Raw genomic sequence first — 13,229 nt, forward strand, 5'->3', positions numbered from 1 at the left:
CTGTTGGCGCGGGGCGCTGCTGAAGGCTATCGCGCCGGGCGGTGCCGACGATCACCACTCCAGCGCCCACGGCGTGCGGGTGTGGTTGAAGTGGCCGACGTTGACGCACTCGGTGCGGCCGATCCTGGTCCTGGCCACCAGCGGCTGGTGGACGTGCCCGAAGAGCGAGTATTTCGGCTGTACGGCGCGGATCGCTTCGAGCAGCGCCTCGCTGCCGCGCTCGAAGCGCCGGGCCTTGGTGTCGTAGCAGAGCTCGGGGATCGCCGGCGGGATGTGCGAGCAGAGCACGTCGACCGGGCCGAGCGCGGCGACCTTCTCCGCGTACGCCTGGTCGTCCACCTCGTACGGGGTGCGCATCTGGGTGCGCAGGCCGCCGCCGACGAAGCCGAAGACCCGGCCGCCGATCTCGGCGGTGCCGCCGTCCAGCACGGTGGTGCCGGGCCCGGCGTACTCCGCCCACAGCGCGGGCACGTCCACGTTGCCGTAGGTGGCGTAGGTCGGGGTCGGGAAGGCGGCGAAGAGCTCCGTGTACTGCTTGCGCACCGCGGTCTCGATCGCGTCGCGGCGGTCGATGCCGGCCCACAGCTCGCGGTCGAGCGCGCGGGCCTCGTCGAAGCGGCGGGCGGTGCGCAGCTCGACCATCCGGTCGGCGCTCTCGGTGCCGAACAGGTCGGGGAAGATGCCGCGGGAGTGGTCCGCGTAGTCCAGGAACAGCACCAGGTCGCCGAGGCAGACCAGCGCGTCCGCGCCGTCTCCCGCCCTGGCCAGCGCGTCGGCCGCGCCGTGGACATCGCTCACCACATGCACCCGCATGTCGCGATTTTATCGCCCGCCACCTTGTAGCGGGTTACCTGCGCGCCGCGCACCCGCTGGTCTACTGTTCCCGGCAGCGGTCAACCTGATCCACCCGGTGTGTGATGCTGAAAACATCTGTACTGCCCCCCTATCGCCGGAGCTTTACTGATGGGTAACGTCCAGGCCGTCCATCACTTTTCCCTCCGGGTGCGCCGTGGCACCGATGAGGAGTAGCTGCCTTGCGTGAGTTCAGCCTGCCGGCTCTGTACGAGGTCCCCGCAGACGGCAATCTGACGGACCTGATCCGCCGTAACGCCACCGCGCACGCGGAGACTCCGGTCATCGCCCGCAAGGATTCCGCCGGCCGCTGGGTCGACCTGACGGCGGTGGAGTTCTACGCCGAGGTTCGCGCCGCGGCCAAGGGCCTGATCGCCTCGGGCGTGCAGCCCGGCGACCGGGTGGCGCTGATGTCCAGGACCCGCTACGAGTGGACGCTGCTGGACTTCGCGGTCTGGAGCGCGGGCGCGGTCACCGTGCCGGTGTACGAGACCTCGTCGGCCTCCCAGGTGGAGTGGATCCTCGGCGACTCCGGCGCGGTGGCCGTGGTGGTGGAGTCGGCCGGCCACGAGGACACGGTGGAGTCGGTACGCGAACGCCTGCCGCAGCTCAAGCACGTCTGGCGGATCGACACCGGCGCGGTGGACGCGCTGCGGGCGGCCGGCACCGACGTCTCGGACGCGGCGGCCGAGGAGCGCGCGGGCAGCGCCGGCGCCGACTCGCCGGCCACCATCGTCTACACCTCGGGGACCACCGGCCGGCCCAAGGGCTGCGTGCTCAGCCACCGCAGCTTCTTCGCCGAGTGCGGCAACGTGGTGGCGCGGCTGCGGCCGATGTTCCGCACCGGCGACTCCTCGGTGCTGCTCTTCCTGCCGCTCGCGCACGTCTTCGGCCGGCTGGTCGAGGTGGCCGCGGTGATGGCGCCGATCCGGCTCGGCCACGTGCCGGACGTCAAGCACCTCACCGACGACCTGCAGTCGTTCCGGCCGACGATGGTGCTCGGGGTGCCGCGGGTCTTCGAGAAGGTCTACAACTCGGCGCGGGCCACCGCGCAGGCGGGCGGCAAGGGCAAGGTCTTCGACCGGGCCGCGGACACCGCGATCGCGTACAGCCGGGCACTTGACACTCCGTCGGGCCCCTCGGTGAAACTGCGCTTCACCCACAAGGTGTTCGACCGGCTGGTCTACAGCAAGCTGCGCGCGGTGCTCGGCGGCCGGGCCACCCACGCGATCTCCGGCGGCGCGCCGCTGGGCGAGCGGCTCGGCCACTTCTACCGGGGCATCGGCTTCACGGTGCTGGAGGGCTACGGCCTGACCGAGTCGTGCGCGGCCACCGCGTTCAACCCGTGGGACCGGGCCAAGATCGGCAGCGTCGGGCAGCCGCTGCCCGGCTCCACGGTACGGATCGCCGACGACGGCGAGGTGCTGCTGCACGGCGAGCACCTGTTCACCGGGTACTGGCACAACGAGCGGGCCGGCGAGGAGGCCGTCACCGACGGCTGGTTCCACACGGGTGATCTCGGGGCGCTCGACGAGGAGGGCTATCTGTCGATCACCGGCCGCAAGAAGGAGATCATCGTGACCGCGGGCGGCAAGAACGTCGCTCCCGCGGTGATCGAGGACCGGATCCGGGCGGACGCGCTGATCGCGGAGTGCATGGTGGTCGGCGAGGGGCGCCCGTTCGTGGCGGCGCTCATCACGCTCGACGAGGAGTTCCTCCCCCTGTGGGCGGAACGCACCGGCCGCGCCGGCCGCTCGGTGGCCGATCTCGCCGCCGACCCCGAGCTGCTTGCCGCCGTCCAGGCGGCGGTGGACGAGGGCAACGCGGCGGTCTCCCAGGCGGAGTCGGTCCGCAAGTTCCGCATCCTCCCGGGCCAGTTCACGGAGGAGAGCGGCCACTTGACGCCGTCGCTCAAGCTCAAGCGGGGTGTCGTTCTGACGGATTACGCGACCGAGATCGAAGCGCTCTACGCTCGCTGACCGGAACCCCCACCGCCGTCGGGGCTGGGCACTATCCCGGCCCGCCGGCCCGGTGGCGGCTTGTCGCGCCCACGCGGCGCCGGCCGCAAATGACACAGCCTCGCGCCCTGAGGGGCTGCCCCTTGCCGCGCGCTTCTCTCTGCAGGTGCATCGTGGCTGTTCGCGCAGTTCCCCGCGCCCCTTCGGGGCGCGTCCCAGCCGGGAGCTCGCGGCGAGCCGGTTGTGTTTAGGGGCGCGGGGAACTGCGCCACCAGCCGGGAGGGCGGCGCGCTCGGCCGCCGGGGCGAGTGGGTGGTTGGAGTCGGGTCCGGCCACCGGCCGGTGGGAGTTGCCGTGCCCGCCTAAGCCTCGGCCGCAGGCCGGTAGGTGGAGACCTGCGTGCCCGTCGGGCTCGTTGTCGTGGACACGAGAGTCAGCGCGCGGCGGGCGCCGTCCGACGGGAAGATCGTCTTGCCGCCGCCGAGCAGCACCGGCATCGAGATCAGCCGCAGCTCGTCCACCAGCCCCTCACTGATCAGCATCCGCGCCACCGTGGGGCTGCCCATCACCAGGAGGTCGCCGCCGCCCGCGGCGTGGAGTTCGCGGATCCGGGGCAGCGCCTCGGCCCCGGGGATCCGGGTGGTGTTCGTCCAGCCGAGCTGGTCCTCGGCGAGCGTGCCGGTCACCACGTATTTGGTGATCGCGTTCATCCGGTCGGCGAACGGGTCGCCGGCCCGCTCCGGCCAGGCCGCGGCCATGCCCTGCCAGGTGCGGCGGCCGAAGAGCAGCGCGTCCGCCGTGGCCAGCGCGTCGCTGAAGGCGCCGCCGACCACCTCGGGGTCGAAGAACGGGTGCGACCAGCCGCCGTGCGCGAAGCCGCCGTCGGTGTCCTCCTCGGCGCCGCCGGGCGCCTGCACGACGCCGTCGAGGCTGATGAACTCGCTGATGACGATCCGCATGGGACTCACTCCTGTTGCTCGCTCGGGCCCGCCCCCGCGGGCTCCGCGGTGGTTACGCGAGGGAAGACGCCCGGGCGGCCCGGAACTCATCGGTCACCGTCAGAGCAGGTCGCGCAGCCGCTCGGCGAGCAGGTCCCAGCGCCAGGACTCCTCGACCCAGCGGCGGCCGCGCTCACCCATCCGGCGGCGCAGTTCGGGGTCGCGGAGCAGCGTCAGGACCCGGTCGGCGGCCTGGTCGGGCGAGCCGCCGGGCACCACCCAGCCGGTCTCGCCGTCCAGCACGGCGTCGGGCGCGCCGCCGGAGTCGCCGGCCACCACCGGCAGCCCGGTCGCGGACGCCTCCAGGTAGACGATGCCGAGGCCCTCGACGTCGAGCCCGCCGCGCCGGGTCCTGCACGGCATGGCGAAGACGTCGCCGGCCCCGAAGTGCGCGGGCAGCTCCTCCCACGGCACCGCCCCGGTGAACTGGACGGCCGCGGCCACCCCGGTCCGTACGGCGAGCTTCTCCAGCTCGCCGCGGTACGGCCCGCCGCCGACGATCAGCAGCACCGCGTCCGGCATCTCGCGCAGGATCCTCGGCATGGCCTGGATCAGCGTGTCCTGCCCCTTGCGCGGCACCAGCCGGGACACGCAGACCACCACCGGGCGGTCGGTCAGGCCGAGCCTGGCCCGTACCACCGCGCCGCCCGAGGACGGGTGGAAGGTCTTCTCGTCCACGCCGGGCGGCAGTTGGACCATCCGGCCGGCGGCGCGGTCGGTCAGCGCGGCGGCGATCCTGGTCCTGGTGTATTCACCCAGAAAGGTGAGCGTGTCGGTGCCCTCGCCGATCCTGCGCAGCAGTTGGCGGCTGCCGGGCAGCTGCGCCCAGGCGGCCTCGTGGCCGTGCGTGGTGCCCACCAGCCGCCGGGCGCCGGCCTTGCGCAGCGCGGGGGCCATCAGGCCGAGCGGGGCGGCGGCCCCGAACCACACCGAGGAGCAGCCGTGTTCGCGCAGCAGCCGCTGGGCGGTGCGGGTCACCCGCGGGGTCGGCAGCAGCATCGTCGTACGGTCGCGCACGACGATGAACGGCTGCTCGGCGTCGAAGCGGGCGACCGCGGCGGTGTCCTTCCAGGTGGAGGTGAAGACCACCACCTGCCCCGGGTCGAACCGCAGCGCCATGCTGTGCACGAAGGACTGGATGCCGCCCGGCCGGGGCGGGAAGTCGTTGGTGACGATCAGCGTCTTGTCCATCGCGGCAGACAGTACCCGTTCCCGGGCCACGGCCCTGAGCCGGCTTTCACCCGGCTGGCGCGTCCCTTCCGGCCGCCGGCGGCCGGGCGCCGCAAGATGAACTATGTGACATATGCCGACATCAGTGGACGAAACCGGCTGATCGCCGCCTGGGTCGCCACCCGGGGCGCGCTGCTGCTGTTCGCGTTCGGGGTGCTGCGCTTCCCCGGGCAGAACGCCGTGCATGACGTCTCCGCCGTCTACCAGGTCTGGTATCCGGTGCTGCGGTCGGGCGCGTTCCCGCTGAACGACGTGACGTGGCAGTACCCGCCGGGAGCCGCGGCGGTGCTGCTCGCGCCGGGCCTGCTGCCGTTCCTCGGCTATGCCGCCGCCTTCTTCTGCCTGGCCTTCCTGGCCGACGCGCTGGTCTTCTGCGTGCTGCTGTACGACGCGGAGGCGCATGGCGGGGGCCGGCTGACCGGGGTGTGGGTGTGGGTCGCCGGGGTGGCGGTGCTCGGGCCGATCGTCTACGGCCGGTACGACGTGATGGTGACCGCGGTAGGTGTGGCCGCGCTGCTGCTGCTCCGCCGGCGGCCGGCGACCGCGGGGGTGCTCGCCGGAGTGGGCACGCTGCTGAAGGTGTGGCCGCTGCTGCTGCTGATCGGCGCGCCCCGGGGCCGTTCCGCGCGGCGCGCCTGGCTGACGGCGGCCGGTACCTGCGTGGCGCTGTCGGCGCTGTTCTGGGCCACCATGCCGGGGGCGTTCTCCTTCCTGACCTACCAGCGCGACCGCGGCACCGAGGTCGAGTCGCTGGGCGCGATGGTCTTCCACGTCGGGCGGCACCTGGGCTGGCACGGGCGGGCCGACACGCACTACGGCTCGGTGGAGTTCCTGGGCCGGCACGTGCACCTGGTCAGCGCGGCGGCGCTGGCCCTGAGCGTGCTCGCGTTCGGCTGGCTGCTGCTGTGGCGGCTGCGGGCCCGTACGTTCACCGTCGCGACGCCGTACGACGCGGCGTTCACCGCGCTGCTGGTGTTCACCACCACCAGCCGGGTGATCAGCCCGCAGTACATGGTGTGGCTGATCGGGATCGGCGCGGTGTGCATGAGCCTGCGCGGCAGCACGCAGCGGCTGCCGGTGGCGCTGACGCTGGCGGCCACGTTCTTCACCACGCTGGAGTTCCCGGTGTTCTTCCCGCACGTGGTGGCCAGCGACAAGTGGGGGGTCGCGCTGCTGCTCGCCCGGAACGGGCTGCTGGTGGCGGCCTCGCTGATCGCCTGCCGGCGGCTGTGGCTGACCGCGGTGCCGGCCCGTTCCGCCCGGGCGGCGCTGCCGGATCCGGACGAGGACCCGGTGCTGGTGTCCCGCTGACGGCTCGCTCCCGCCGGCGGCTCAGGTCCGCGCGGGCGCGGGTTGCCAGGCGTGGGCCGCGGCGATCCGCTCGGCCGGGGTCGGGTGGGTGCCGAACAGCAGGTGCAGGGCGCGCGGCGGGTCCGGCTCGCCGACGTTGGCGACCGTCAGCCGGTGCTGCATCGCGACGAACTGGGCCGGGTCGGCGGTGAGGTCGAGCGCGTGCCGGTCGGCCCGGCGCTCGACGCGGCGGCTGACCGCGCAGCCCAGCGGGCCCGCCACCGCGCCGCCCACGGACGCGACGGCCGCCAGCAGCCAGGCCGACCGCGGATCGGCGAAGCGGTCGGCTCCCGCAAGGTCGAGCAGCGGCTGCCAGTTGACGACGGCGGCCAGTACGCAGACGCCGGCGGCGGCTCCCAGCGCGCCCAGCGCGGTGCCGCGGGGCACGTCACGGTGCACGACGTGGCCGAGCTCGTGGGCCACGACGAGCTCCACCTCGCGGGGTTCCGCGGTGGTCAGGAGGGTGTCGTAGACGACGATCCTGCGGGTGCGGCCGAAGCCGGAGACGTACGCGTTGAGCGCGGTGGTGCGGCGGGAGGCGTCGGCGACCAGCACGTCGCGGACGGCGACGCCGGCCTGGGCGGCGAGCGCGAGCAGCGCGTCGCGCCGCGGGCCGGGAGGCATGGGGGTGAAGCGGTTGAAGACCGGTTCGAAGAGGAGGGGCGCCGCCCAGGAGAGCACGACGGTCACGGCTGCCGCGCCGAGGGCGGCCCAGGCCCACCAGCGGGTGGTGGCGCCGGCGAGGGCGTAGAGGGCGAACAGGGCGCCGAGGATCAGCGGGACGGAGATCAGCAGGCCGCGCAGGAGGTCGGCGGCCCAGCCCGCCCAGCCCTGGGTGACGAGGCCGAACTCCCGCTTGACGACTCGGGCGCGGGCGGCGAAGGGGAGGGTGGCGATTTGCGGCAGCACGACGAGGCTCACCCCGGCGGCGACCACCCGCCCGGCCCAGCTCCCGCCGGCGCCCCCGACGAGCCCGCTCCCCGCGGAGGTGAGCCCGAGCGCGAGCACCACCCCCAACGAGACGCCCCGCCCGGCGAGCGAGACCCAGACGGTCCGCCGCCGCAGCTCCCGCCCCCGCTCGATCTCTTCCGCCGTGAACAAGCTCTCCCGGCTCACGCGTCCACTCCGATCCCCGGCCGTCGGCCGGACCACTCCCGCACTGCCCCGCCGGTCCCGGCGGTGACGCGCGCCACCGCCGTGGCTGGCCGCGCAGTTCCCCGTGCCCCTGAAAAACCCGGCCCAGCCGGGGCAATGGGGCTGCGCCCCGGCTGGACGTGCCCCGAAGGGGCGCGGGGAACTGCGCGGCCAGCCACGACGGGGCCGCACTTCGCCACCGGCCCGAGGGGGCAGTTGAGGGCGCATCCGGACCACCGGACGGTGGTGGGCTGGTCGCGCAGTTCCCCGCGCCCCTGGGGTGGCCGGGGGTCACGAGAGCTCGCTCTCGACGTACGCGCGCCAGCGGGTGGTGAACGTGGGGAGGGACACGCCCAGGGTCGCGCGGAGTGTTGCGTCGAGCGACGTCGATTTCGCCACCGCGCGGTAGAACGCCGTGAGTTTCTCGGGGCTCCACTGGTCCGCGATCATCCGGCACGCCAGCCAGCCGCCCTCGTACGCCTGCGCCAGCGTCGGCGATGTCGGGGTGAAGGACGTCTTCGTCGGGAGGGCGGTCGGGGGGTGGCCCGAGGTCACGTCCTTCGTCAGCTCCGGGGCGATCTCCGGGGCCGTGCGGCCGGAGTCGCGGTAGGCGACCCAGTCGGCGATGCCCTCCGAGAGCCACAGCGGGGTGTTCGCCGTGGTCGCCGTGCGGGTCGCCACGTGGGTGGTCTCGTGGGTCAGCACCACCTGCCTGCCGAACGCGGACAGCCCGCTGAAAGCGGCCGGGTTGATGATCACCCGGTCGGCGGGCGCGTTCCGCGCGCCGCCCAGCTCGCCGGTGGTGACCGCGGCGATGTTCCGGTACGCGGCGGGCGCGGCGCCGAGCAGCGCGGCCATCTGGTCCAGTGACTGCGGCGCCTCGACCACCACCGTGCCGGGCCAGCCGCTCCCCCAGGCGTGCCGCACCTGCGGCACCGCCACGTCCGCGTCGGAGGCGTACCCCCGCAGCACCGCCTGCGAGCCGAGCCCGAGCACCAGGCTGTGCGTCCCGCGCACGACCTTCACCGGGCCCTGGTCCCACAGCTGTACAGCGCTGGGGTGACCGCTCACCGCGCCGTCGTCGTCCGCGGCCACGTACCAGTGCCCGGAGCGCCGGGAAAGCGTCAGATAGGCCGTGGAGACGACCGGCTCGGTGTCGTACCCGGCCAGCCGGTAGCTCAGCCGCACCTCCGCCGCGGTGCGCGGCGAACCGTCGGCGGCCGGCGGCAGCGGGAAGGCGCCGGTGCGCACCAGCCGGTAGGACCAGGCGGCCAGCGGCACCTGCGCCAGGTTGCCGAACACCGCCTTCTGCGCGGCGGCGAACCGGGTCGCCCGCGGGTCGACCCCGGCGAGGAACGCGGCCTGGTCGTGGTGCAGTACGGCCGCCGCGCGCTGGTCGAGCAGCGCCCGCACGCCCGCGTCGGTCGCGGTGCCGGCCGCCGCGGGCTGGTGGTGCGGCGACCCGCCGCAGCCGGCCAGTGCGGCCGTCAGCACGCCGAACGCGAGCAGCAGGGCCGCCGCCCGGCGGCGGGCGGCGCCCCTGAAGCGTCCAGCGCACCCCACGGCCATGCGCCGATCGTACGGCCAGCGGGGCGCGACCCGGGGCGGGCCCCGAGCCGGGACCTACGGGCGGGTCACCGCCGTGATCGGCATCATGCCGACCGGGTCGTAGCGGACCCGGGCGCCCGGGTAGGGCGCGTGCACCACCTGGCCGCCGCCCACGTACATGCCGACGTGGCTGGCGTCACTGCGGTAGATCACCAGGTCGCCGGGGCGGGCCTGGTCGAGCGGCACCCGGGTGCCGGCGTTCATCTGCTCCTGGGAGGTGCGCGGCAGCGAGATCCCGGCCTTCGCGTAGGCGTACTGCATCAGCCCGGAGCAGTCGAAGGCGTTGGGGCCGGCCGCGCCCCACACATAGGGCGCGCCGATCATCTGCCGGACGGCGGCGACGGCGAGCGAGGCCCGCCCCGAGGCCGCCGGCAGGTCGGCCGCGCCGGCCGGGACCTCGGCGGCGCCGCGGTCCCGGGAGGCCCGCTCGGTCATACCGGGCCGGTAGCCGGCCCGCTGGGCCGCCGGCATCGCGTCGAGCAGCCGCCGCGCCTGGCCGAGCGACTGCTGCACGGTGGTCTTGCGCTGCTTGAGTACGGTCCTGGCGTGGTCGAGTTCGGCGAGCTTGCCGGCCGCCTCGGTGCGCTGCTGCACCAGGACGCGTTCGGCGTCCTGGAGTACGTGCAGCTGCGCGGTCTGCCGGCCGCCGAGCCGCTGCGCGGTCGAGGCGCGGTCGAGATAGCTGCCGGGGTCGTCGGACAGCAGCAGCGCCAGCGACGGGTCGATGCCGCCGTCGCGGTACTGCTGGGAGGCCAGCGCGCCGAGCTCGTCGCGCAGCCGGTTGACCTTCTGCTGGCCCTGGGCGGCCCGGTCCTGAAGGGTGCTCAGGTCGTCGCGCAGCTGCTTGGCGTGCTCCTGGGCCGCGTCGTACTTCTCGGTGGCCTGCTCCGCCTGCGTGTAGAGCCCGTCGAGCCGGGTGGCGGCGTCCGGGCCGCCCGAAGGGTCGGCCGCGGCGATCTGGGCGGTGCCGGACAGCGCCGCGGTGGCCGCCGCCGCTGACAGCACGGTGACCCGGGTGGTGCGGGCGGCGAGGCCCGGCAGCGAGGAGCGTCGATGGGTTGGCACGGGAGCTGACAGTAGTCAGCGCGGCACAGGCAGTTCAAAGAAGCCGCGGCCCGTACGCCTGAACGGACCGCCTGCGCCGCAGGTCACGCGCTCGGCGCGGGATCCTCGGGAACCTGTTCATCACCCGAACGCCGTATGCGGCGCCCCCGGGTTGCCGAACGCGCGGCCGGACTCGCGGGCCCGGGCCTCGGGCCGCAAACCTCGGGCCGCGGACCTCGGAGCAGGGGTCAGATCCGGACGCCGAACTCGAACGTCATGTCCGACATCGCCTCGTACCGCACCGACGCACCGGGCTTCGGCGCGTGCAGCACCATGCCGTTGCCGGCGTAGAAGCCGACGTGGTGGTAGTCGCCGTAGAAGATGATCAGGTCGCCGACCCGCAGCTGCGACTGGGAGTAGATCCGGGTGCCCGCGTTCGCCTGCTCCTGCGAGGTGCGCGGTATCGAGACACCGGCCTGGTTGTACGCCCACTGGGTCAGGCCCGAGCAGTCGAACGAGCCGGGGCCGGTGGCGCCGTAGACGTACGGCATGCCGACCCGGGTCTGCGCGGCGGAGAAGGCCGCCTTGGCGCGCGCGCTGGCGGCCGGGGTGTCGCCGAGGTCGGGGCGGCTGGTGGAGCGGTTGGCGCGGGCCTCGTCCTGGGCGACCTGCGCGCGCTGCTGCGCGGTCAGCGAGTTGAGGATCTGCCGGGCCTGGGCGAGCTTGTCCTTGGCCTCGTTCTTGCGCTTGGACAGCTCGGTGCGGGTGCTCTGCAGCTCGGTGAGCTTGCTGGTGGCCTCGGAGCGCTGCTGGTCCAGGGTGCGCTTGGCGTCCTGGAGCTGCGTCAGCGAGTTCATCTGCATCGCGCTGAGCTGGTCCATGGAGCTTGCCTGGTCCAGGTAGTTGTCCGGGTTGGACGAGAAGAAGAGCTGCAGCGACGGGTCGATTCCACCGCTGCGGTACTGGGACGCGGCGATCGTGCCGAGGTTGTCCCGGAGTTCGTTCAGGTGCTGCTGGGACCTGGCCACCTGGTCCTGAAGGGTGCCGGTCTCCTTCTGAAGATCCTTGAGCTTCTCGTTGGCCCCGTCGTACTTCTCGGTGGCCTGCTCCGCCTGCGTGTAGAGCGAGTCGACCTTGGCCTTGGCGTCCTTGACCGTCTGGGCGGGGGCCGCGTGCGCGGCCTGCGACGAGAGGGCGACGGCAGCGGCGGCGGTGGCGGTCAGCACGGTGACACGTGTGCGGTTTGCCGGCTTGGAACGACGGTGGGACGCCACGAAGGCGAGCTCCTTCTTCCTTGAGCCGCCTACCGGTTGGCCGGCCGGCGGCCCCCGACGCGCCATCCGGGTTGGATGATCGACTGCGCGGAGGTTCGACGCCTGACCATAGTGACCCATCTGTGATCGGTTCAAATCCTTGTAGGCAAAATCTCGACCGCTTCGCACATTCTTTACGAGCCTTGTACGCGCGGTGATGATCGACCACGCAGAGTTGATGTTGGTGAGCAAGCCGACAAGCGTCTGACCTGGACGTGAACTCCCGGCGGTGATATTGACGTTGGGCCGGGAAGGCCGCCCCGCGCAGGACGGGTCAGCCCCGGGCGGGAGGGGTCAGCCGCGGGCGAGGCGGCGCAGCAGCAGCGTGGACGCGACCGGGCGGGCGCCGACCTTCGCGACGCCGTCGGCGATCTCCCGGTCGGCCGACACGACCACGATCTGCCGGCCCGGCGGCTCGGCCCGCACCAGCCGGCGGATCAACTCGTCCGCGGTCTCACCGGCCTTGCTGAACAGCACCCGCACCCCGCGCGGTGGCGCGAGCAGGACCGGCATGTCGAGGTCGGCGCCGTCGAAGACGCAGGTGATCTCGGCGCCGCTCTGCGCGGCGAGCACCGCGAGGCCGCCGAGCAGCCGCAGCCGCTGCTTCTCCAGCGGGAGCGAGGGGTAGCCGGTCTTGGTGACGTTGTAGCCGTCCACCACCAAGTGCGCCTGGGGCAGGGCGAGTAGCTGGTCGAGCAGGGCGGGGTCGGACGCGGACAGCGCCCGGGTGGCGATGTCGTGCGCGCTCAGCGCGCCGGGCGCCACCGCGTCCACGGTGTCGGCCGGCCGTACCGCCATGGTGTCCCGCGGCGGCAGCGCCAGTTCGCGGCGCAGCCCCGAGGCGGCGTCGAGCACGGTGTCCAGCAGCAGCCGCAGCCGTACGTCCTCCACGCTGCGTCCCTCGCGGACCGCGCGGCGGCCGGCCTCGACCACCGCCTCGGACTCCGCGAGCCTGGTACGCAGCCGGCGCGCCTCGCTCTCCACGGCGGCCTTCTCGTGCGCGGCGGCCGAGCGCACCTCGTCCAGCTCCGCCTGCGACTTGCGCTGGGCGGCCTCGGCGCGCTTGACGTCGCTGAGCGCGCTGCGGAGCTTGCGGTGCAGGCCGTCGCTCTCCTTGCGCACCGCGTCCAGCTCGCCGCGGGCCCTGGCGGCCTCGCTGCGCAGCTGAGCATGCAGCGCGTCGACCTCGGCGCGCAGCCGGGACAGCTCGCGCAGGGTGTCCTCGTCGGCCCGTTCGGCGTCGGCGCGCTGCGCCTCCTCGCCGGCCGTGGCCACCAGCTTGGCCCAGCCGGCCGGCCGCAGCAGATAGGCGGCGGCGGCCACGTCCAGCGGGTCGGCGGCGGGCGGCGGGGTGCCGCCCTCCAGCGCGCCGGCCAGCTCCGGCTGCGCCTCGCGCAGCCGGCCGGCCACCTTGTGCCGGAATCCGGAGTCACCTTCGAGCGCGGCGGCCAGCGCGGTGGCCGCGTACTTCACCCGGCGGGAGGGGGTGAAGCGGGCGTAGGGGCGCAGCGACACCGGCAGCTCGGCGAAGGTGAAGCCGCCGAACGCGTCGGCCGCGATGGCCACCACCCGGTGGCGTACGCCTTCGGGCAGCGGCCGGTCCAGTACGGGTTCCTCGCCGGACGGGGCGGCGTCGGCGTCGGTCTCCTGCGCTGCCTGCGGCGGACCGGCGTCGGCCTCGGGCTCCCGCGCTGCCTGCGGCGGGCCGGGTTCTGCGGGTGCCTGCGGCGGGGTCGGCGCGG

Annotated in this window: 10 protein-coding genes; 2 read left to right on the top strand and 8 right to left on the bottom strand. The window is 73.9% G+C overall.

What is annotated here, in order from left to right:
• Positions 1-51 precede the first annotated feature (51 nt).
• Positions 52-813 (bottom strand): metallophosphoesterase family protein, encoded by a 762-nt coding sequence (locus ACQPW6_RS08205; protein WP_433888881.1) that lies wholly within the window; start codon positions 811-813, stop codon positions 52-54.
• 221 nt (positions 814-1,034) lie between these two features.
• Between ACQPW6_RS08205 and ACQPW6_RS08210 the strand changes: the two genes are divergently transcribed.
• Positions 1,035-2,831, top strand: coding sequence for an AMP-dependent synthetase/ligase (locus ACQPW6_RS08210; RefSeq protein ID WP_433888882.1), 1,797 nt, complete (start codon positions 1,035-1,037; stop codon positions 2,829-2,831).
• A 341-nt stretch (positions 2,832-3,172) separates the two neighbouring features.
• Here ACQPW6_RS08210 and ACQPW6_RS08215 read toward each other — a convergent pair whose 3' ends face one another.
• Complete coding sequence (locus tag ACQPW6_RS08215; RefSeq protein WP_433888883.1) at positions 3,173-3,769, bottom strand: dihydrofolate reductase family protein; 597 nt, start codon at positions 3,767-3,769, stop codon at positions 3,173-3,175.
• A gap of 99 nt (positions 3,770-3,868) precedes the next feature.
• Positions 3,869-4,999, bottom strand: coding sequence for a glycosyltransferase family 4 protein (locus tag ACQPW6_RS08220; RefSeq protein WP_433888884.1), 1,131 nt, complete (start codon positions 4,997-4,999; stop codon positions 3,869-3,871).
• Between the two features lie 105 nt (positions 5,000-5,104).
• Between ACQPW6_RS08220 and ACQPW6_RS08225 the strand changes: the two genes are divergently transcribed.
• Positions 5,105-6,349 carry a glycosyltransferase 87 family protein gene (locus ACQPW6_RS08225; protein ID WP_433888885.1) on the top strand — a complete coding sequence of 415 codons (1,245 nt, stop codon included), beginning with the start codon at positions 5,105-5,107 and terminating at the stop codon, positions 6,347-6,349.
• Between the two features lie 21 nt (positions 6,350-6,370).
• On the opposite strand, the gene ACQPW6_RS08230 is transcribed toward ACQPW6_RS08225, so the two are convergent.
• From ACQPW6_RS08230 to ACQPW6_RS08250, 5 genes are all read right to left on the bottom strand, one after another.
• Complete coding sequence (locus tag ACQPW6_RS08230; protein ID WP_433888886.1) at positions 6,371-7,504, bottom strand: M48 family metalloprotease; 1,134 nt, start codon at positions 7,502-7,504, stop codon at positions 6,371-6,373.
• A 309-nt stretch (positions 7,505-7,813) separates the two neighbouring features.
• Positions 7,814-9,091 carry a hypothetical protein gene (locus ACQPW6_RS08235; protein ID WP_433888887.1) on the bottom strand — a complete coding sequence of 426 codons (1,278 nt, stop codon included), beginning with the start codon at positions 9,089-9,091 and terminating at the stop codon, positions 7,814-7,816.
• Positions 9,092-9,145: 54 nt separating this feature from the next.
• The gene (locus ACQPW6_RS08240) at positions 9,146-10,195 is read right to left on the bottom strand and encodes an NlpC/P60 family protein (RefSeq protein WP_433888888.1); all 1,050 of its coding nucleotides are present in this window, start codon (positions 10,193-10,195) and stop codon (positions 9,146-9,148) included.
• A 227-nt stretch (positions 10,196-10,422) separates the two neighbouring features.
• The gene (locus ACQPW6_RS08245; RefSeq protein WP_433888889.1) at positions 10,423-11,448 is read right to left on the bottom strand and encodes an NlpC/P60 family protein; all 1,026 of its coding nucleotides are present in this window, start codon (positions 11,446-11,448) and stop codon (positions 10,423-10,425) included.
• A gap of 333 nt (positions 11,449-11,781) precedes the next feature.
• Entirely contained in the window at positions 11,782-13,092 is a 1,311-nt protein-coding gene (locus ACQPW6_RS08250) for an NYN domain-containing protein (RefSeq protein WP_433894465.1), read from the bottom strand.
• Positions 13,093-13,229: the final 137 nt, after the last annotated feature.

This window comes from Streptomyces sp. CA-111067 (assembly GCF_050956065.1).
Taxonomy (GTDB): domain Bacteria; phylum Actinomycetota; class Actinomycetes; order Streptomycetales; family Streptomycetaceae; genus Actinacidiphila.